The organism is Nocardioides sp. CPCC 206347 (assembly GCF_048654605.1).
Taxonomy (GTDB): domain Bacteria; phylum Actinomycetota; class Actinomycetes; order Propionibacteriales; family Nocardioidaceae; genus Nocardioides.
This window is the reverse complement of record NZ_JBMCYZ010000003.1, coordinates 348,049-368,575: the sequence shown is the minus strand read 5'-3', so window position 1 is coordinate 368,575 and position 20,527 is coordinate 348,049. Positions and strand designations below refer to the sequence as shown.

General features: G+C 71.2%; 14 protein-coding genes. 3 read left to right on the top strand and 11 right to left on the bottom strand.

Annotated elements, in window-relative coordinates:
* Position 1 precedes the first annotated feature (1 nt).
* On the bottom strand, positions 2 to 1,840 hold the full coding sequence (locus tag ACOACQ_RS13355) for a serine/threonine-protein kinase (RefSeq protein ID WP_420288473.1): 1,839 nt from the start codon (positions 1,838 to 1,840) through the stop codon (positions 2 to 4).
* Between the two features lie 279 nt (positions 1,841 to 2,119).
* On the opposite strand from ACOACQ_RS13355, the gene ACOACQ_RS13350 reads away from it, so the two are divergent.
* Complete coding sequence (locus ACOACQ_RS13350; RefSeq protein ID WP_378597235.1) at positions 2,120 to 4,294, top strand: ATP-binding protein; 2,175 nt, start codon at positions 2,120 to 2,122, stop codon at positions 4,292 to 4,294.
* On the opposite strand, the gene ACOACQ_RS13345 is transcribed toward ACOACQ_RS13350, so the two are convergent.
* Positions 4,257 to 4,895, bottom strand: a complete 639-nt coding sequence (locus ACOACQ_RS13345) for a LuxR C-terminal-related transcriptional regulator (protein WP_378597234.1) — start codon at positions 4,893 to 4,895, stop codon at positions 4,257 to 4,259. The two genes, ACOACQ_RS13350 and ACOACQ_RS13345, sit on opposite strands and share 38 nt — an antisense overlap.
* Positions 4,896 to 4,938: 43 nt before the next feature.
* Complete coding sequence (locus tag ACOACQ_RS13340; RefSeq protein ID WP_378597233.1) at positions 4,939 to 7,116, bottom strand: MMPL family transporter; 2,178 nt, start codon at positions 7,114 to 7,116, stop codon at positions 4,939 to 4,941.
* Positions 7,117 to 7,243: 127 nt separating this feature from the next.
* Between ACOACQ_RS13340 and ACOACQ_RS13335 the strand changes: the two genes are divergently transcribed.
* Complete coding sequence (locus ACOACQ_RS13335) at positions 7,244 to 8,023, top strand: TetR/AcrR family transcriptional regulator (protein WP_378597232.1); 780 nt, start codon at positions 7,244 to 7,246, stop codon at positions 8,021 to 8,023.
* Here the strand turns inward: ACOACQ_RS13335 and cobB are convergent.
* Complete coding sequence (gene cobB, locus ACOACQ_RS13330) at positions 8,020 to 8,712, bottom strand: Sir2 family NAD+-dependent deacetylase (RefSeq protein WP_378597231.1); 693 nt, start codon at positions 8,710 to 8,712, stop codon at positions 8,020 to 8,022. The two genes, ACOACQ_RS13335 and cobB, sit on opposite strands and share 4 nt — an antisense overlap.
* 81 nt (positions 8,713 to 8,793) lie before the next feature.
* Between cobB and ACOACQ_RS13325 the strand changes: the two genes are divergently transcribed.
* Complete coding sequence (locus ACOACQ_RS13325) at positions 8,794 to 9,279, top strand: hypothetical protein (RefSeq protein ID WP_378597230.1); 486 nt, start codon at positions 8,794 to 8,796, stop codon at positions 9,277 to 9,279.
* Between the two features lie 14 nt (positions 9,280 to 9,293).
* Here the strand turns inward: ACOACQ_RS13325 and ACOACQ_RS13320 are convergent, their stop codons facing one another.
* The 7 genes from ACOACQ_RS13320 to ACOACQ_RS13290 all read right to left on the bottom strand — a co-directional run bounded on the left by ACOACQ_RS13320 (position 9,294) and on the right by ACOACQ_RS13290 (position 20,523).
* Positions 9,294 to 11,126: an acyltransferase family protein gene (locus ACOACQ_RS13320; RefSeq protein ID WP_420288472.1), complete on the bottom strand. Its 1,833-nt coding sequence runs from the start codon at positions 11,124 to 11,126 to the stop codon at positions 9,294 to 9,296.
* Positions 11,127 to 11,269: 143 nt separating this feature from the next.
* On the bottom strand, positions 11,270 to 12,304 hold the full coding sequence (locus ACOACQ_RS13315; protein ID WP_420288574.1) for an aldo/keto reductase: 1,035 nt from the start codon (positions 12,302 to 12,304) through the stop codon (positions 11,270 to 11,272).
* A gap of 30 nt (positions 12,305 to 12,334) precedes the next feature.
* Positions 12,335 to 16,159: an ABC transporter ATP-binding protein gene (locus tag ACOACQ_RS13310; RefSeq protein ID WP_420288471.1), complete on the bottom strand. Its 3,825-nt coding sequence runs from the start codon at positions 16,157 to 16,159 to the stop codon at positions 12,335 to 12,337.
* Entirely contained in the window at positions 16,156 to 17,523 is a 1,368-nt protein-coding gene (locus ACOACQ_RS13305; protein ID WP_420288470.1) for an LLM class flavin-dependent oxidoreductase, read from the bottom strand. The genes ACOACQ_RS13310 and ACOACQ_RS13305 overlap by 4 nt, the downstream gene beginning before the upstream one ends.
* Positions 17,523 to 18,866 carry an LLM class flavin-dependent oxidoreductase gene (locus tag ACOACQ_RS13300; protein WP_420288469.1) on the bottom strand — a complete coding sequence of 448 codons (1,344 nt, stop codon included), beginning with the start codon at positions 18,864 to 18,866 and terminating at the stop codon, positions 17,523 to 17,525. Before ACOACQ_RS13300 ends, ACOACQ_RS13305 begins: the two co-directional genes overlap by 1 nt.
* The gene (locus ACOACQ_RS13295) at positions 18,863 to 19,645 is read right to left on the bottom strand and encodes an ABC transporter ATP-binding protein (RefSeq protein ID WP_420288468.1); all 783 of its coding nucleotides are present in this window, start codon (positions 19,643 to 19,645) and stop codon (positions 18,863 to 18,865) included. The genes ACOACQ_RS13300 and ACOACQ_RS13295 overlap by 4 nt, the downstream gene beginning before the upstream one ends.
* On the bottom strand, positions 19,621 to 20,523 hold the full coding sequence (locus ACOACQ_RS13290; RefSeq protein WP_420288467.1) for an ABC transporter permease: 903 nt from the start codon (positions 20,521 to 20,523) through the stop codon (positions 19,621 to 19,623). The genes ACOACQ_RS13295 and ACOACQ_RS13290 overlap by 25 nt, the downstream gene beginning before the upstream one ends.
* Positions 20,524 to 20,527 lie beyond the last annotated feature (4 nt).

Sequence of the window (20,527 nt, the reverse complement as noted above, 5' to 3'; positions counted from 1 at the left end):
GCTAGTTCAGGCTCTCCTCGGCCTTGTCGAGGAAGGCCTGGAGGTCGAAGACGTCGGCGGCTGGCGGCACCTTGATCTCGGCCTCCTTGTCGAAGTCGGAGAACTCGAAGAAGTCGACGTCGCTCTCCTCGATGCGCAGCAGGTAGTGCGGTTCGCCCAGCCGGACGTAGAGCACCTCGCGCTGCGAACCCTCGGTCTGCTCGATCTTGACGGCGTCGTCGCCGCCGACCTCCTCCCGGCCCAGGCTGGTCGCGGTGGCGCCCTCGCGGCCGTCGCGCTCCAGGAACTCGTCGAGGTCGCAGAAGGCGTCGGTCGTCTCGAGCAGGCTGTTCTCGAGCACCCACCGGTCCCCGATGACGGGAAGCACCAGCGCCGCCGTGCCGTCGCCGCTCGCGGAGTTCCAGAACTTCGCATCGGCGCGGAGGTAGATGTTGTCGTCCACCCGCAGGATCTCGGCCACGCCGCCGGACGACTCCTTCATCGTGCCCTTGCAGTCACCGCGGCTGGTCGCCGTGACGTCCACCTCGACGGGCGAGCCGTCGTCGTCGAACTGGCCGCGGATCCGCGCCGTCTCGAGGACCACCATGTCCTTCTCGGAGGCCTGCAGGATCTCCTTGGGGTCGAGTGCGAGGAAGGACGCCCCTTCCGTCGGGTCGTCCCCGTCGTCGCCGCCGGTGAGCAGGGCGGCACCGATGCCCGTGCCGAGCGCGACCACGGCAGCCACCCCACCCAGGACCCACCACTTCTTCGAGGAGGTACGACGTCCGGTGGGCGTCGCGGCAAGGAACGCCGGCGGCGGCGGATTCGCAGCGGCCGGCACGAACGCCGTCACCGGCACGGGCCGCTCCGCCCGCGGCGGGGTCGCGGGTGCGGGCGTCGGTGTGGGCGTGGGTGTGGGCGTGGGTGTGGGTGTCGGCCGGATCGGCCGCATCGCCGTACTCCCCTTGGCCTCGGGCACGGCCGCACCCGGGGTGATCGGGAGCCGGAGCGCGGCGTGCAGGTCGGCGCTCATCTCGCTGGCCGACTGGTAGCGGTCGGCGGCGTCCTTGGCCATCGCGGTGCGCAGGATCCGGTTGGTGGCGTTGACCATCGGGCTGCTGCCCGACAGCTGCGGGACCGGGTGGCTCACGTGGGCGGCGACGAGCTGGTACTCGGACGTGCCCTGGAAGGGCGGGGAGCCGGTCAGCGCGACCCAGAGCAGGCAGCCGAGGGCGTAGATGTCGGTGGACGCGCTGGCCTTGGCGCCGCCATGGAGCTCGGGGGCCATGTAGGACGGGGTGCCGACGGCCGACGCGCTGAACCGGGTGGCGTCGGCGTTCATCTTGCGGGCGATGCCGAAGTCGGCGAGGTAGGCCCGGACCGAGCCGGGCCGACGCCGTACCAGCACGTTGCCGGGCTTGATGTCACGGTGGACCAAGCCGGCCTCGTGGGCGTCGGCGAGGCCGCTGGTGACCTGCTCGATGATCTCGAGCGCCTCGACCAGGCTGGGCGTCCCGTGGGTGCGGATCAGGTGCCCCAGGTCGCCGCCCGGGATGAGCTGGCTCGCGATGTAGAGGTAGCCGTCCTCCTCGCCGTGGGCGTAGACCGCCACGACGTGGGCGGACTCGAGGGACGCCTGCGAGCGGGCCTCTCGCGTGAACCGTTCGCGGAACTCCGGGTCGTGCGCGAACAGTGGCGCGATCACCTTCAGGGCGACCTCGCGACCGAGGTTCTCCTCCATGGCGCGGTAGACGACGCCCATCCCGCCCTGCCCCAGCTGCTCGAGGATCCGGAAGCGACCGATGCGCGACCCCGCGACCGGGTCGCCGGAGCCAGGACCGGAGCCGGAGGGGGAGGACACATCGTCTGTTCTACCCGACGGACGTGCCCGGGACGTGACGCGGTGGTGACGCGGCGGTCAGTGCCGCGCTCCGACTGCTCTGGAAATCCCCCCAGGGTTGTCCCCAGAACCACCGACGGTGTGGTCATGGAGCGCGGCACTTCCGTGTTGCTGGGCCGCTCCCCCACGGCGCGACCCGTGCGAATTGTCTCGCCTCCGCGAGGCCGCCGACACCCGCGATTCCGAGGACAGGTCCGCAATCGGGAGTCGGGGGGTCACCAATGGGCCTAGCATCCGGCCATGAGGCGCGGGCGGTCCGAAGGACGTTCCTTCGCCGCGTCCGTCGAACGTGGCCTCCTCCTGGCGATCGGCCTGGTGATCCTGGCCAAGACCCTCGTCTGGGCCGGCCAGTTCGCCCTCCGGCCGTCGTACGACGGCGAGGAGCTGACGTTCGCGCTCGTCGTGGTCTGCTCGGTCGGTCTCGCCGGGATCGACTGCCTCCGTGGCCGCGTGTCCTCCGTGGACGTCGTGCTGTGCACGATCGCGATGGTCGCGGGATCGTTGATGCCGCGCGACACGGTGCCGTTGTCGGGGGCTGCGGACTCCCCGATCCTGCACCTGGCAGAGCCGATGCTGATGGTGATCGCGGCCCGGCGACGCGGCCCGGCGGTGGTGATCGTGCTCATCGCCGCACTGTTCGTGGGCCTCCGCTGGGTGACCGGCGCCGAGGACGGGCTCCGCTACGGCCTCCAGGAGGCAGCCCTGGTCGGCGGCACGGCGTTCGGCGCGCTCTTCCTCGTCACCCAGATGCGGCGCGCCTCGGTGCGTGCCGAACGGACCCTCGCGACCCGACGGGTCGTCGAGGCCGAGCGCATGTCGTCGGCCGAGGTGGAGGCGACCTCGTTCCTGCACGACGAGCTGATCCCGACCCTGCTGGCGGTCGCCGGTCTGCCCGGTGACCCGGACACGTGGTCGGCAGCGGCCATCGCCCTGGAGGAGATCGAGGTCCCGGCCGCCGACCAGGGACTCGGCGACCTGGTCACCGACATCCGCACGGTGGCCGTCCGGGAGCACCTCGAGGCGCGGTTCGTGGTGCGCGGGCGGCGCCGGCGCCTGCCCGACGTCGTCCAGGACGCCCTGGTGGGCGCGGCGACCGAGGCGCTGCGCAACGTCGCCCGCCACAGTGGGCAGCGCCGCGTGCACGTGACCGTCGTACGACGACTGGGCTCGATCCGCGTCGTGATCGCCGACCCCGGCGAGGGCTTCGTGGCCGAGCACGGCGTGGGCCTGCGCGTCGCCGTGGCTGGTCGCGTGTCCGCGGTGGGCGGCACGACCCACGTCGACAGCGTTCCCGGTTCAGGGACCACCGTGACCCTGCTGTGGCGCTATCGCCGTCTCGCGCGGCTGGTCGGGATGTCGCCCGACCACGACCCGGTGATCCGGGCCGTGGTCCAGGACCCGGGCCGGGTGGCACTCCGGGCCACGGCCGTCCTCGCCGCCGGATACATCGCGACGGCCGCACTGCTGACGCTCGACAACCCGATCCAGCCGGAGTCGTACCTGGGCGCCACCGCCATCGCCGCGCTGGTGGTCCTCCTCACCGCAGCGATGACCCGGGGGCCACTGACACCGGCCCATCTCGTGCTGGCGGCCGTGGTCCCGCCGCTGGTCCTGGCCACGGCCCTGCCCTCGGTGCCCGCGGCGGGTCTCGGCGGCGCCCAGTCGTGGCTGATCGAGTTCAGTGCGTTGCCGGCGCTCGCGGTGGCCTGGGTCCTGTCGCGGCGGATGACCCTGCTGCTCCTGGTGCCGAATGCGGTCGTGATCACCGTGGTCGCGCTCCGGATGCACCTTCCCGCCAGCGACCTCCCGCACCTGCTGGTCGTGCAGCCGCTCAACGCGCTGTTCGTCGGGATCGTCGTCTCGGTGTGCCGCCGGGCCGGAAGCATGGTCACCCACCGGGACGTGCCCCAGGCCTCCGACCGCCGGGTCGCACTCGAGGGCCTGCTCGGCAACTTCCTCAAGCCCGTGCAGGAGATCCTGCTCCGAGGGGCGCTCGGCCAGCTGACCAGCGCCGAGTCGTCACGGGCTGCCCTGCTGGCCCACGCAGCGCGGGACTGCCTCTACCTGCCCGGCACCGAGCACGCGGACCTGCGCGCCGAGCTCACCGCGCTGCGCGCCACCGGCGCCCAGGTGGAGAGCCGGATGACCGAGTACCCCGCGGCCACGCGCACGCTGGCGTCGGCGCTCCGGGCCCTCGTCGGCACCAGCGCCGTCCAGGTGACGATCTCCGGCACCGTCGACGAGTCGTCGGTCGTCGTGGTGCCCGGCCTCGGGGTCGACGCCGCCGCCCGGGTCACCCGCACGCTGCCCATCTCGTGGCAGGCGCGAGCAGAACCGGAGGCCCTGGTGCTGACGGGACCACCGGACCTCGCCTCGGTCATTCGTCGAGGTGGCCGTCGGCTCGTGCGCGACTGATCAGCCCGTGCACGTTGCCCGGGTCGACGCCGCCCGAGCGGTAGGCCCGGGCCGCGCGGAACAGGTGCTCCCGCACGGTGACCTCGCTGATCCCGAGGTCGCGGGCCACCAGCCGGTACGGCAGGCCGGTGCTCACGGCCCGGAGGATCTCGATCTGGCGGTGCGACAGGTGCGCACCGAGGCTGTCGTCGGTCAGCAGCATCGCGGCGAGCTGACCGGAGCACGCGAGCTCGCCGGCCACGGCGTCGCGGATGGCCTGGGCGATCGTCTGGATCGGGTCCACCTTGAGCACCAGCCCGGCGGCGCCGGCCTGGATGGCCCGGCGGACCGGCATCGGCCGCTCCTCCGCGGTGAACAGCAGGACCACGATGTCCCGCGCGACGAGCGCGGCGACCGACTCCTCGGCGACCGGCTGGCCCGGGATGTGCAGGTCCAGGAGGACGACGTCGAGCCCCTCGGGGGTGTCCGCGAGGAGCTCGTCCACCGAGCCGGCGATCGAGACCAGCGCCATGTCCGGAGCATGCTTCGCCAGTGCGGCACCCACACCAGCGAGCACCACAGGATGGTTGTCGATCGCTCCGACGCGGATCACTGCGGACACCCAGCCAGTATGGCCAGCACCCCCGGCGCTCCGGGGCAAAACGTCAGACCCCGACAGGTTCCTTGTCCGAGGCGGCGGTGCCGCCGTCGGGGTGCGGGAGGTCGTCGTACTCCTCACGGAAGCCGTAGCGCTGCCACCAGCGGGCCATCGGAGCGGGCGCCCACCAGTTCCAGCGACCGAGCAGCTTCATCGTCGCCGGCACCAGCAGGGCCCGTACGACGGTGGCGTCGACCAGGATCGCGACCAGCATCCCGATGCCCATCATCTTCATGAACACCACGCCGCTGAGGCTGAAGGCGCCGATGACGACGGCGAGCAGCAGGGCGGCGCTGGTGATGATCCGGCCGGTCTTCTGCACGCCGGTCTGGACGGCGAGGTCGTTGTCACCGGTCGCGTCCCACTGCTCGCGGACCCGCGAGAGCAGGAACACCTCGTAGTCCATCGACAGGCCGAACAGCACCGCGAGCATCACGATCGGGTTGGTCAGGTCGAGGAAGCCCTGCGGCGTGAAGCCGAGCAGGCCGGACAGGTGTCCGTCGCTGAAGATCCACGTCACCACACCGAACGAGGCAGTGATCGAGAACGCGTTCATCAGCACGGCCTTGAGCGGCAGCACCAGCGAGCCGAACGCGAGGAACAGGAGCAGCAGCATGACCCCGATGACGATCCCGCCCATGAGTGGCAGGTGGTTGCCGACGGACTCGGCCAGGTCGACCGTGTCGGCGGTCAGCCCGCCCACGAGTGCCTCCGAGCCGTCGGGGCTGTCGACCTCCCGGAGGTCGCGGATGACCTGCTGCGACTCCTCGGTCTGGCTGTTGCCCTGCCAGGTGACGCGCAGCAGGGTCGTGTCGCCCTCGGAGACCACCGGCCGGACATCGGTCACGCCCGCGACGTCCCGCTCGATCGCGCTCTCGTACGACGCCACGCCGGCCTCGTCGGTACCGCGCAGCAGCACGTTGGCGGTCGACCGCTCCTCGCCGAACTCGGTGTTGAGCCGCTCCGCCGCCTCGTGGGACGGGGTGTCCGCGGGGAGCACGCGGTAGTCGACGCTGCCCCACTTCACTCCGAGGAACGGTGAGGCGACGGCCAGCAGCACGACGGTGACGGCGGTCGCGACGATGATCGGGCGACGCATCACGGCGCGCGCCAGGCGGGCCCAGGCACCGGTGTCGGATTCGTTCGGCGTGGAGCGCTGCAGGAACGGGATCCGCACGGAGTCGATCCGGGTGCCGAGCACCGCCAGTGCGGCCGGCAGGACGGTCAGCGCGGCGACCATCGCGATCAGCACGGCCGCGATGCCGCCGTACCCGATCGACTTGAGGAAGGTCTGCGGGAACACGAGCAGCGAGCTCATGGCCGCTGCGACGGTGAGGGCGGAGAAGGCGACGGTGCGGCCCGCGGTCGCCATCGTGCGGAGCAGGGCGCGCCGTGTGTCGTCGGGGGTCTTCGCGATCTCCTCCCGGAACCGGGAGACCACGAAGAGGGCGTAGTCGATGGCCAGGCCCATACCGAGCAGGGTGATGATGTTGGGCGCGAAGATCGAGACCTCGACGAGCTCGTTGAGCCCGGCGATCGTGGCACGGGCACCGACCACCGCGATGACGCCGACCAGCACGGGCATCAGGGCCGCGATGACGCTGCGGAAGATGATGAGCGACAGGATCAGCACGATCGGCAGGGAGACGATCTCGGCCCGGAGCAGGTCGTTCTTCGTCTCCTCGTTGACGTCGTTGTAGACGGCGTACGGGCCGGCGATCCCGGTCTCGAGCGAGCTCTCCTTGATGATCGGCTTCAACGCCTTGGACGCGTCCAGGAAGTCGTTCTGGGTGTCGCCGGCCAACGAGACGTAGACCGCGGTCGCGTGGCCGTCCTCGCTCAGCATCGCGGGGTCCTGGACGTCGTAGTAGGTGATGTCGGAGACGGCGACGTCCTCCGGGACCGTCGCGAGCGTCCGCTCGACCTCGGCCTGGAAGGCGGGGTCGGTGGCCAGCTCGTCCTCACTGGAGAAGATCACGATCGCGTCGATCGACTGGTTGCCGAAGGTCTCGCGCTCGAGCGCGAGCTCACGTGACGACTGTGATGCCGGGTCGTCGAAGCCACCGGAGGCCAGCTTGTCCTCCAGGCCGACGCCGGCGATCGCGGCAGCGGCCGTGATGCCGAGCCCGACGAGCAGGATCACCACCGCGCGCCGTACGACCAGGGCGCCCCATCGCTCGATCATTCCGACTCCTTCGCACCACGTCCGGGAAACCTTCTGTGACGACCAGTCAGTTTCGTTAACACCGTTCACGGTAAACGGTGTAAACTGATCCCGTCAAGTGTTCGACACCCCCATCTCGAGGAGCCCCGTGCCGCAGATCCGCGTCCCCGTCACGCGCCGTGAACGCCAACGCGAGGCGACGTACGACGAGATCGTGGCCGCCGCAGAAGAGCTCCTCGACGAGGGCGCCGACCTCTCCCTGCGCGCCGTGGCAGCGAAGATGGGACTGACCGCACCGGCCCTCTACCGCTACGTCGCGAGCTACCAGGAGCTCGTCGACCTGGTGGCGTTCGAGCTCGACAAGGCCGCAACCGCCCAGTGGGTCGAAGCGACCGAGCGCCACCCGGCCGACGACCCGGCTGCGCGACTCGTGGTCGCCGCCGTGTGCTTCCGGAACTGGGCGCTGGGCAAGCCGCGCCAGTTCGCGCTCATCTTCGCGAACCCGATCGCCGCCGGCGACACCGACCGCCGTGAGCTGCTCACGGTCTCCACGTCCGGCCACTTCTTCACCGACCTGATCTGGCAGGTCTGGGAGCTCTACCAGTTCCCGTTCCCGGCGCTGGACGACCTCGACCCGGTCGTTCGCGAAGCGGTGCTCGATCCGCTGATCCCGGCGAAGTCCGAGCACATCCCGCTCGAGGACCGTGGCCTCATGTGGGTCTACATGCGCGCGTGGTCAGCGCTGTACGGCGTCGTCACCCTCGAGTCGACCGGTCACTGCGACCCCCGCGTCATCGCGTCCGGCCAGCTCTTCCGCGCCACGGTGCTCGACTGGCTCGGGCCGCTCGGGCTCGCGGCCGAACGCGACCGGCTGACGAAGATCCTCGACGAGGAGCTCGCCACGGCCCGCCGGGGCGACACGCCCTAGGACCAGAGCATCTCGCGCACCCACACCGGGACCAGTTCTCCGGCGCGGCCCTGGCGGGACTCGTGGAAGAAGTGGCTGCCCTCGCTCGGGTCGAGGTTGAGCTCGAGCGTGTGGGCCCCGTGGCGCCGGGCGTGCTGGACGAAGCCGGCAGCGGGATAGACCGCACCGGAGGTGCCGATCGACACGAAGTGCGTCGCCTCGGCGAGTGCATCGGTGATCCGGTCCATCTCGTAGGGCATCTCGCCGAACCAGACGACGTCCGGTCGCAGGTCGTGCGCACCGCAGCCCGGGCACGCCGGCTCGTCGAGCAGCGTGCCCTCCCAGGGCGAGACGACCTGGCACGAGCGGCACAGCGCCTTGAGCAGCTCGCCGTGCATGTGGATCACGTTGCGCGAGCCGGCCCGCTCGTGGAGGTCGTCGATGTTCTGCGTGACGACGAGGAGCGCATCGCCGAGGGATGCCTCGAGCTCGGCCAGCGCGACGTGTGCCGGGTTGGGCTCGACCGTCTTGAGCGAGGCCCGCCGGTCGTCGTAGAAACGCTGGACGGTGGCACGGTCGGCCTCGAAGCCCTCCGGTGTCGCGACGTCCTCGACGCGGTGGCCCTCCCAGAGGCCGTCGGCGTCACGGAACGTCGGCACGCCGCTCTCCGCGGAGATGCCGGCACCGGTGAGGACGACGATCTGGGGCACGCACGGGAGGCTACCTGCCGTCGAGGTGACCGTCGTCACCCGTCCGCGGATGCCCCGGACACGGCCGGGTACTGGCCGGACATGAGCCACCTCGCCCGCTACCTGCGGACCCACCTCGCCGGATCGACCGCGGGCGTCCACCTCTTCGACCGCGCGGCCGGTGAGCACGCGGAGCCCGCCGCCTCCGTCATCAGGCGCATCCATGGCGAGCTGGTCGAGGAACGGGTCGCGCTGCGCACGATGATGTCCGCGGTCGGCGTCCACGAGAACCCTGTGCTCAACCTCGTGGCCGGCGCAGGCGAGCGACTCGGCCGGCTCAAGCCCAACGGCAGCCTCCTGCACCGTACTGCCATGACCGACCTCGTCGAGCTCGAGACCATGAGCATCGCCCTGGCCGGGAAGCTGAACGGTTGGGAGTCGATGCTGACGATCGTCGACGACCAGCCGCAGTGGAGCCGCGACGAGCTCGAGCGGCTGGCCCAACAGGCACGCGACCAGCGCGACGCCGTACGGCAGCTGCACGCCGAGGCAGCCGCCCGCGCCCTGGGTTCCGGCCGGGACGACTGATCCGGTCCTGCCGATCAGGGTTGGGCAGCGAGGTTCCGCACGGCCCGCCGGATCACGTCGGCGTAGATTCCCCCACCCCGCGGTCCCGGGTGGATGCCGTCGGCGAAGTCGGAGACCCGGCGGGACGCGGAACGCCAGTCGGCCAGGGCACACCCGGGGTGCGCGGCCACGAAGGCGCGCACGCTCTGGTTGTAGGGCCGTACCCACGGCCGCGGCGCGTGGGCGGTGACGAAGACGAAGCGATGGCCCGGGCCGGCGGCGTCAACGATCTGGGGGAAGGTGCCCCGCGGCGCGGCGCCATTGGCGCCGAGCGCGATCACGACGTACTTCCGCAGCCGGCCCGCCTCACGCAAGCGCTTCACCTGGTCCACGACGTCCCAGACCTGGGCACCCACCTTGGCGCGGATCGAGATCCCGGCGAGGTCCTTGAGCAGGGCGGGCGCGCTGGCCACCGCGACCGAGTCCCCGAAGAGAGTGATCTGCTGGCCCAGGGGGACGTCCTTGACCGGCGCCGGGACCTGGACACCGGGCGCGGGTTCGGCAGGCCTGGTGACGGAGGGATCCTCGCTGGCGAGGTCCGTCTGCTGGCTGCGGAGAATGGCGTCGGCACCGGCCGCGATGCTGTCCTCGGCGACGGTCTTCCTGGGCGAGTCCACCACCGCGTGGAGACCGATCGCCACCACGACCGTGACCATCATCGCCGGCACCAACCACCGGTCGGGACGTTCCGGCCAGGCGATCCGGATGCCGCGCAGGACCGGCTTCTCGACGTACTTCCAGCTCAGGCTGGCGAACAGCACCGACGTCGCCAGGACCATCAGGCCGCGCATCGCCAGGGCCGGGCCGGAGGACGTCACCCATCGCTCGGAGAAGAACACGACGACGGGCCAGTGCCACAGGTAGAGCCCGTAGCTGCGTTCGCCGAGCCACACGAGGGGTGCCAGCGGAAGTGCCTTCGCGACCCGTTGGTGGTCCACCGAGTCCAGCACGACGATCAGCACGCCGGTCATCGCGGCGATCGCCGCGATCCCGCCGCGGTAGGCGAAGGCGCCGGTGTCGCTCATCGAAGCGAACGCGACCAGCAGCAGCGCGAGTCCCAGCGGGACCGAGACCCTCGCGGCCGCTGCGCGACGGCCCTCGAGCCGGGTCGACACGAACCGTACGAAGGGGCCACCCGCGAGGGCGGCCAGTGCGCCGAGGACCAGGGAGAAGCCGTGGGTGTCGGTCCCGAAGTACAAGCGGCTCGGATCGACCGAGCCCGAGTATCCGACCGCCATCGCGACGACGCTCGCCACTGCAAGGCCCGCCACCACCATCCAGCGCAGGCGGTCGCGACGGACGAACCGCACCAACAGCAGCAGGAGCAGCGGCCAGAGCAGGTAGAACTGCTCCTCGATGGCGAGGGACCACAGGTGCTGGAAGATCGGCGGGTTCAGGCTGACGAAGTAGGACTCCCCGGTACCGATCTGGTGCCAGTTGGTCGTGAAGGTCAGGCCGCTGGCCACCTGCTCCCGCAGGCGCACCGCGCTCGGCCCTCCGAGGACGCCCGCGACGGCGCAGGAGACCGTCACCATCACCAGCAGCGCCGGCAGGATCCGGCGGGCCCGGCGGGCCCAGAACCGCCGGAAGGTCCCGGCACGTGAGGCCCCGAGGTCGGCCGACAACCCCACGGTGATCAGGTAGCCCGAGATCACGAAGAAGACGTCGACGCCGAGGAAGCCGCCCGGCAGGGCGCCCGGCCAGATGTGATAGCCGACGACCCCGCTGACGGCGATCCCCCGCAGGGCGTCGAGGAGCAGGTTGCGCTCCCTGGCCACGGCGTCGGTCGTCGCAAGGGGGGCATTCATGACAGGGATCAGCCTACGTACCGGGGAGCCCGGATCCAGCACCGAGGCGGCGGTTTGCTCGGTCACACCAGCTGGTCACACCAACTGGTCGTGGACCCGGCCTGTCCTCCGGGTCCACGACCGCCCTCCAGCCTGCCGGCCTGTCAGCCCGCCGGGTTGCGGCGGCGCAGGGAGGAGTCGTCGAGCGCCGGCGAGGAGTACCCCGCGTCGCGGCTCGAGAGGTTCGTGCCGGGCGGCACGATCTTGTCGATCTCGTCGAGGATGTCGCGGCCCAGCCGGACCTCGGCGGCGCCGAGCTGTCCCTCGAGCTGCTCGAGCGTGCGCGGCCCGATGATCGCCGACGTGATCGCCGGGTGCTCCAGGACGAAGGCCAGGGCCAGGTGGATCAACGGGATCCCGGCCTGGTCGGCCAGCACCGTCAGTGCCTCGACGGCTTCCAGCTTGGCGCGGTTGTCGGGGTTGTCGATCTCGAAGCGACCCGGCTGACGGCCCGCCCGGCTCGACTCCGGCTGCGCGCCGTCGAGGCGGTACTTGCCGGTCAGCCAGCCACCGGCCAGCGGACTCCACGGGATCACCGCGAGGTCGTACTTCCCGGCCACCGGCAGGACCTCACGCTCGACGCCCCGTGCCAGCAGCGAGTACGGCGGCTGTTCGCTCACCGGACGCTCGCGACCGCGCTTCTCCGCGATCCACTGGCCCTCGACGATCTGCGACGGCTGGAAGGTCGAGGTCCCGATGTAGCGGATCTTGCCCTGGTGCACGAGGTCGGACAGCGCGCCGAGGGTCTCGTCGAAGTCGGTGTCGTCCTCGGGGCGGTGCACCTGGTACAGGTCGATGTGGTCGGTCTGCAGCCGGCGCAGGCTGTTCTCGACCTCACGGATGATCCAGCGCCGCGAGTTGCCGAACTGGTTGACCTCGGTGCCGATCTGGCCGTGGAACTTGGTGGCGAGGACCACGTCGTCACGACGGCCCACGAGGGCCTTGCCGACGATCTCCTCCGACTCGCCCTGGCTGTAGACGTCGGCGGTGTCGACGAGGTTGATGCCGGCATCGAGCGCGCGGTGGATGACCCGGATGCTGTCGTCGTGGTCGCGGTTGCCGCGCTCGCCGAACATCATCGTGCCGAGTGCCAGCGAGCTGACCTTGACGCCGGTGCGCCCGAAGGCGCGGTAGGGGATGGTCACAGGACTTCCTTCTCTCTTCGTTTCTCAGGAACGGGTGGTGCTGTCAGCGAGGTCGTCGATGCTGGCCGCGTTGCCGGTCGACGTGAACGCGTCCCACAGGCGGCGATAGGTCCCGTCGACGCCGAGCAGCTCGTCGTGGGTGCCGACCTCCGCGACCCCGCCGTTGCTCATCACGACCACCCGGTCCGCCCGGGCGGCGGTCGTGAGCCGGTGCGCCACCACCAACGTCGTACGACGCCGGGTGAGTGCTTCGGTGGCGGCCGTGACGCGTCGCTCGGTGGCCAGGTCCAGCGAGGCGGTCGCCTCGTCGAGCAGCAGGATGTCGGGATCCACGAGCTCGGCCCGCGCGAGTGCGAGCAGCTGCCGCTGGCCGGCGGACAACGAGCGCCCGCGTTCCCCGACCTCGGTGCAGTACCCGTGTGCCAGGCCCGCCACCATCTCGTGCGCACCGACCGCCCGGGAGGCCGCCTCGACCTCGGCGTCGGTGGCATCGGGGCGCCCGTAGGCGATGGCGTCGCGCACCGTCCCGCTGAACAGGTAGGCCTCCTGCGGGACGACGCCGAGACGCGCGCGGAAGGCAGCGAGGTCGAGCGAACGCAGGTCGTGGCCGTCGATGCGCACCGAGCCCCGCGTGGGGTCGTAGAACCGGGCGAGCAGCTTGAGGACCGTCGACTTCCCGGCGCCCGTGGTGCCCACGAGCGCGACGGTCTCCCCGGCCGGGATCCGCAGCGAGATCCCGTCCAGGACGTCCCGATCGCCCGCGCTGTAGGCGAATCCGACGTCGTGGAGTTCGATCTCGCCCCGCAGCTCCCCGACCGGCAGGGCGTCGGCTGCCTGGGGCGTGCCGGTGTCCGTGCGCATCAGCGTGCGCAGCCGGGCCATGCCGACGACGGCCTGCTGGTAGCCGTCGAAGACCTGCGAGAGCTGCTGGACGGGAGCGAAGAAGAGCTCGACGTACAGCAGGAACGCGATCAGTGTCCCGGCGCTGAGCTCGCCCGCCTGGACCTGCCGCGCGCCGATCACCAGGACCGCCGCGGTGGAGAGGGTGCCGAGGAACTCCACGAACGGGAAGAAGATCGCCATCAACCGCTGGGCGTGGAGCCGGGAGTCCCGGAATGCCCAGGCCAGTCGGGCGAACTGCTCCTCGTTGTGCGCCTCGCGCCCGAACGCCTGGGTGACCCGGATCAGGCCGACGTTCTCCTGCAGGTAGGCGTTGACGGCCGACACCCGCTCGCGGGCGTCAAGGTACGCCGGCACCGACCGCGCCCGGAACAGGGCGGTCGACAGGACGAGGATCGGGAGCACCGCGAGCAGTACGACGGCCAGCCCGGCGTCGATCACCAGCAGGGCGACGAGCACGCCGAGGATGGTCAGGATGCTCACCACGAAGGTGACCAGGCCGGTCTGCAGGAAGCTCGAGAGCGCGTCCACGTCCGTGGTCATCCGGGTCATGATCCGGCCGCCGAGCTCGCGTTCGTAGTAGTCGAGCCCCAGCCGCTGCAGCTGCGCGTAGGTCTTGACCCGCAACGTGTAGAGCAGCCGCTCGCCGGTGCGTCCGGTGACCCGGACCTGCGCGACGTTGACGCCCCAGTTGCCCACGACGACCGCGCCCGCGAGCGCGGCGATGACGAGGAGCGCACCCAGCGATCCGGTCGCCACACCGTCATCGACGCCGTGGCGCACGAGCACCGGTACGGCGATCTGGGCGAGGGCATCGACGGCGACGAGCAGCAGTCCCAGGACCAACGGGCGCCGCAAGGGACCGATCAGGGACCGGAGCCCGAAGTCCCGATCAGCCGCGCGGGCCTGTTCGTCGGGGATGTCCGGGTCGGCGTCGACCAGCGGCAGCGCCTCGAGCTGGGCGATCATCTCGGCGGTCGGCGGCGCCGAGCCCAGGATCCCGCCACCCGGCGCCTGCGCGCGGCCCGGCCCGGAGGTCGCCGCCGCCGTTGCGTAGGCAGCAGCGACCCGCGCCCCGACCTCGGCGTTCGGATGCGTGTCCGGGCGCGGTTGCCACAGGTGGTCGGTGACCCCGCGCGGCCGATGTGGTTCGGCCGCGACCTTGGCGTCCAGGCCCACCTCATCCGGCTGTTCCTCGCTCGACAGCAGGGACCGGAAGTGCGCGTTGCGCTGTTCGAGCTCGACAGCAGTGCCGCTGTCGACGATCCGCCCGTGCTCGAGTACGACGATGCGGTCGGCCAGCTCCAGCGTGGAGGCCCGGTGCGCGATGATCAGCGTGGTCCGTGCCGTGGCGCCCCCGAGGGTGGCGTGCAGCCCCTCGTGGATGGCCGCCTCGACCTGGGCGTCGATCGCCGAGGTGGCGTCGTCGAGGACGAGCACGGCCGGGTCCCGCAGGATCGCCCGGGCGAGGGCGATCCGCTGGCGCTGACCGCCCGAGAGGGTCAGCCCCTGTTCGCCGATGACGGAGTCGTAGCCCCTGGGGAGCCGGCCGATGAACTCGTCGGCCTGGGCGATCCGCGCGGCCGCCTGCACCCGTTCGAACGAGGCGTCCGGGTCGCCGTACGCGATGTTGGCGCGCACGGTGTCGGAGAGCAGGTGGCTCTCCTCGAAGACGAAGCCGATCGCCGAGCGCAGCGAGGCCAGCTGGAGGTGCCGGATGTCGGTGTCCCCGACGAGGACGGTTCCGGCGGCCGGGTCGTAGAACCGCGGCAGCAGCGATGCGGCGGTCGACTTGCCCGATCCGGCGGACCCGACGATGGCGACCGTCTCCCCCGGCTCCACGCGCAGCGAGAAGTCGTCGAGGAGGACCTTGTCGCCGTGGCCGAACGTGACTCCCCGCCACTCGAGCGCGAGCGGTCCCTGCGCAACGGGCCGGGCATCCGCGGCATCGACGATGCCCGGGTCGGCGTCGATCAGCTCGAAGACCCGCACCACACCGGCCCGGGCCTGCTGCCAGACGGTGAGCAGGGTCGCGACCTGGCGCACCGGCGTGACGAACGAGCCGAGATAGGCAGTGAACGCGACGAAGGTGCCGAGCGTGATGTCGCCGCGCAGGGCGAGCCAGCCACCCAGCGCGAGGACGCCGACCTGGCCGAGCGCAGGCACTGCCTGCAGGGCAGGGTTGTAGCGACTGGTCAGCCTGGCGACCCGCACCCGTGAGGAGAACAGCCGCCGGGCGCGGTCCTCGAGGTCCTCGAGCTCACGCTGCTCCTGGCCGAACCCCTTCACGACGCGCACGCCCGTCACGGCCGCCTCGACGCCGGAGGCGACCGCGGCCGCCTCCTGCTGCGCGTGCCAGTTCGCCGGGAACAGGTCGCGCCGGCTGGCCAGCGCGATGATCCACAGGGCCGGGCCGACGAGCAGCGCGACCACGGTCAGCAACGGGCTGAGGAACGCCATCACGACCAGCGAGACGATGAACAGCAGCAGGTTCCCGACCATGTTCGGCAGGAACTGCAACAGCTGCTGGAGCAGGGTCACGTCGGAGATCGAGCGCGAGACCACCTCGCCGGTGTGCAGGTCGTCCTGGCTCCGTCCGCCCAGGCGGAGCAGCGAGGACAGGACGTCGTTGCGCAGGTCGTACTGGACGCCGAGCGAGACCTTGCCCGAGCTGATCCGCCGCAGGTAGCTGGCACCGAAGCGGACCGCTCCGACGCCGGCCAGCAGGGCGATCCAGGGGGCGAGGACCAGCGATTCGGGCAGCGCCACCCGGTCGACGACGTGGCGCAGCACCAGCGGCAGGGCCGCGGCGGCAACGGCGGCGACCAGCGCAGCGCCGTACGCCATCACGACGGCACGGCGCTGCCGCAGGCAGTAGCCCACCAGCCGACGGAGCCAGGCGTTCGGGTCCTGCGCGGGCGGGTCCTGCGCGGGCGGGACCGCTGTCACGAGGCGGCCTCCGCGGTGCCGGAGGACAGGAACTGGTTCGACGGTCGCGGCAGGCCGTAGTGCTCCCGCAAGGTCGCACCGGTGTAGTCGGTACGGAACAGCCCGCGCTCCTGCAGGATCGGCACGACGTCGGAGACGAACACCTCCAGGCCCGAGGGCAGCACCGCCGGCATGATGTTGAAGCCGTCGGCCGCGCCGCTCCTGAACCAGTGCTCGATCGTGTCGGCCACGCGCGCCGGCGTCCCCGTGAAGGTGCGGTGGCCGCGGCCACCACCCAGCCGGCCGATCAGCTCGCGCACCGTCAGCTGCTCGCGGCGGGCGAGCTCGACGATCAACGTGTAGCGGCTCTTCGAGCCCTCGATCTGCTCCTCCGGCGGGAGGTCCGCGGGGAGCTGCTGGTCGAACGCCAGCTGCTCGGGCTCGACCCGGAGCAGCGTGGCGAGCTGCTTGCGGGCGTACTCCGGCGCGATCAGCCGGTCCAGCTCCTCCTCGAGCTCGCGGGCCTCGCGATCGGTCGCCCCGATGACGGGGACGATGCCGGGCAGGATCTTGACGTGGTCCGGATCGCGACCGAAGTCCACTGCGCGCTTCTTCACGTCGGCGTAGAAGGCCTGGCCCTCCTCGATCGTCGGCTGCGCGGTGAAGACCGCCTCGGCCCAGCGGGCGGCGAAGTCCTTGCCGTCCTCGCTCGATCCCGCCTGCACGAGCAACGGGTAGCCCTGCGGGCTGCGCGGGACGTTCAGCGCACCCTCGACCTCGAAGTACCGGCCACGGTGGCCGATCGCCCGGACCTTGTCGGCCTCGGCGTGCACGCCGCGCTCCTTGTCGGCGACGATCGCGTCGTCGGCCCACGAGTCCCAGAGCTTGGTGGACACCTCCAGGAACTCCGCGGCCCGCGCGTAGCGGTCCTTGTGCAGCGGTTGCCCCTCGAGCCCGAAGTTCCGGGCGGCCGCGTCGCCGGCGGTGGTCACGATGTTCCATCCCGCCCGGCCACCGGAGAGGTGGTCGACCGAGGCGAACCGCCGCGCCAGGTTGTAGGGCTCGTTGTACGACGTCGACGCGGTCGCGATCAGGCCGATCCGGCTGGTGCTGACGCCGAGTGCCGTCAGCAGCACGGTCGGCTCGAGCCGGCCGGACGGGCGCCGGCCGGGGTCACCGAACAGCACCGGGCCGTCGGCGAGGAACAGGGAGTCGAACTTCGCGTCCTCCGCGATCCGCGCGAGCCGCTGGAAGTACGCGAGGTCGAGGTTCGCGTGCGGGTCGGACTCCGGGAGGCGCCAGGACGCCTCGTGGTGGCCGGTGTCGTGGATGAACAGGTTGAAGTGCAGCTGCCGCTGCGACCCGTAGGTTGCGTCGGTGCCCATCAGGCGCTCTCCTCGGACACCTGGTGGACCCGGTTGGCCGGACGGGCGAGGCCGTACCGGTCACGCAGCGTGCTGCCTTCGTACTCGGTGCGGAACAGGTCCCGCTCCTGCAGGATCGGCACCACCTTGTCGACGAACGCCTCGAGGCCCGAGGGCAGCACGGCGGGCATGATGTTGAACCCGTCGGCCGCGCCGTTCTCGAAGTAGTGCTGGATCGTGTCGGCCACCTGCACCGGGGTACCGGTGAAGGTGCGGTGGCCCCGGCCGCCGCCGAGCCGGGCGATCAGCTGGCGCAGCGTGAGGTTCTCGCGCCGGGCGAGGTCCACGATGAGCGTGTAGCGGCTCTTCGCGGTCTCGATCTCGTCCTCCTTCGGGAGCAGGTCGAGCGGCAGCGGCTCGTCGAGCTCGAGGAGCTCCGGGTCGATGTTGAAGCGCTTGGCCAGGTTGCGCTTCTGGTGCTCGGGGTTGATCAGCCGCTCCAGCTGGTCCTCGAGCTCGCGGGCCTCGGCCTCGGTGTCCCCGATGACCGGGACGATGCCGGGCAGGATCTTGATGCTGTCGGGGCTACGGCCGTGCCCGGCGGTGCGCTGCTTGAGGTCGGCGTAGAAGGCCTGCGAGTCCTCCAGGGTCTGCTGCGCCGTGAACACCGCCTCGGCCCAGGTGGCGGCGAGCTCCTTGCCGTCCTCGCTCGACCCGGCCTGCACCAGCAGCGGCCAGCCCTGCGGCGGGCGCGGCGAGTTGAGCGGACCGTCGACCCGGAAGAACCGGCCGCGGTGGTTGATGGCGCGGACCTTGTCCTTGCGCGTGTGGACGGCGCCGTCCTTGTCGGCGATGGTCGCGTCGTCGTCCCAGCTGTCCCACAGCTTGGTGACCACGTCGACGAACTCGTCCGCGCGGTCGTAGCGGTCCTTGTGGAGCGGTACGTCGTCGAGACCGAAGTTGCGGGCGGCCTCGGCACCAGCGGTGGTGACGATGTTCCACCCGACGCGGCCCCCGGACGCGATGTCGACCGAGGCGAACCGGCGGGCCAGGTTGAACGGCTCGTTGTACGACGTCGAGGCCGTCGCGATCAGGCCGATGTGCTCGGTGGCACCGGCGATGGCGGTCAGCAGGACCGTCGGCTCGAGCTTGCCGGGAGGCCGGCGGGCCGGGTCGTTGCCCTGCACCGGGCTGTCGGCGAAGAAGATCGAGTCGAGCTTGCCGCGCTCGGCGATCCGGGCGACCGACTTGTAGTACTCGACGTCCCAGATCGCGTACGGGTCGGACTCGGGCAGCCGCCAGGCTGCCTCGTGGTGGCCGACGTCCATGATGAAGGCGTTGAGGTGGAGGTGCTTGCGAGTCATGCGTGGTTCTCCTGGCGGGATGGGGCGGGCAGGTCCTCGATGACGCCGAGGGCGGCCAGCAACTGGGAGCGGTAGGCCTGGAAGCCCGGATGGCTCGGCGGATGTCCCTCGGGGAGGTCGATCCGGAGGTCGAGCGTGAAGCGGCCCTCGTCGATGACCAGGACGCGATCGGCCAGGTGGATGGCCTCGTCGACGTCGTGGGTGACGAGCAGGACTGCGGGATCGTGCCGGCTCAACAGGTCGCGCAGCAGGCCGTGCATCTTGATCCGGGTCAGCGCGTCGAGCGCGCCGAACGGCTCGTCGGCCAGCAGGAGCTGCGGCTCGCTGACCAGCGAGCGGGCCAGCGCGGCGCGCTGCTGCTCGCCGCCGGACAGCTCGTGGGGCCAGGCCTTCTCGCGGCCGGCGAGGCCGACCTCGGCCAGCACCTCCCGGCCGCGTTGGCGGGCTGCCCCCCGCTGACCGAGGACCACGTTGTCGAGAATTCGCAGCCAGGGCAGGAGTCTGGAGTCCTGGAAGACCAGGGAGACCCGCTGCGGAGCCCAGAGCTCACCGGAGCCGGCGACGTCGTAGTCGAGGCCGGCGACCGCCCGCAGCAGCGTGGACTTGCCCGAGCCGCTGCGGCCGATCAGGGCGACGAACTCGCCCCGGTTGATGGTGAGGTCGATGCTGTCGAGGATGGTGCGCTCGCCGAAGGAGCGGACCAGGTCGGTGGCCCGGACGGCCACGTCGGTGCCCGTCCGGAGCGCGGGAAGGGTCAGCTGGCCAGGGTACGTCGCCACGACAGCACCCTCCTCTCGAGCAGGCGGACGAGGGAGTCGGACGTGAAGCCGAAGATGCCGTAGACCACGAGGCCGACCAGGATGATGTCGGACTGCGCGTAGAGCTGCGCCTGGGCCATCATGTAGCCGACGCCGGAGGTCGCGTTGATGGTCTCCACGACGATCAGCGCCATCCACGAGCCGACCACGGCGAGCCGGAACCCGAGGAAGAATCCGGGCAGCGCGCCGGGGATCAGCACCTTGCGGATGTACTGCAGCTTGCTCAGCCGCAGTGTCTCGGCGAGCTCGACGTACCTGTTGTCGATGCTGACCAGGGCGCCGTAGGTGTTGATGTAGATCGGGATCAGCACGCCGAGCGCGACGACCGCGACCTTGAACTCCTCGCCGATCCCGAGCCACAGGATGAGCAGCGGGATGAGCGCCAGGTTCGGGATCGCGCGCTTGACCTGCAGCGTGCCGTCGACGAAGGCCTCACCGATGCGGGTCAGGCCGCCCACGATGGCGAGGACGACGCCCGCGCTGACACCGAGCGCCAGACCGAGCATGGCCCGGTGCAGGGACGCGAGGACGTTCTCCTGGAGGCGACCGTTCTCGATCAGGGCCCACCCGGTCTTCAGGGCGACGTCGGGACCGGTGAGCAGGCGCGGGTCGAGGAGCCCACCAGAGGCGGCGGCCTGCCAGACCGCGATGATCAGGAGCGGGCCGAGCAGCCGGGCGCCGGGGATGGACCGCTTGCGACCCAGGCGGGCCTTGCGGGCCCGGTCCTTGACCTGGACGAGGTCGTGCTCGGTGCCGGCCGCGCGGTGCGTGCGGGACTGCCCTGCCGGGGTGACGACCCCGGCCGACCGCGGGTGACGGGCAAGAATCGTGTCAGTCATGGGT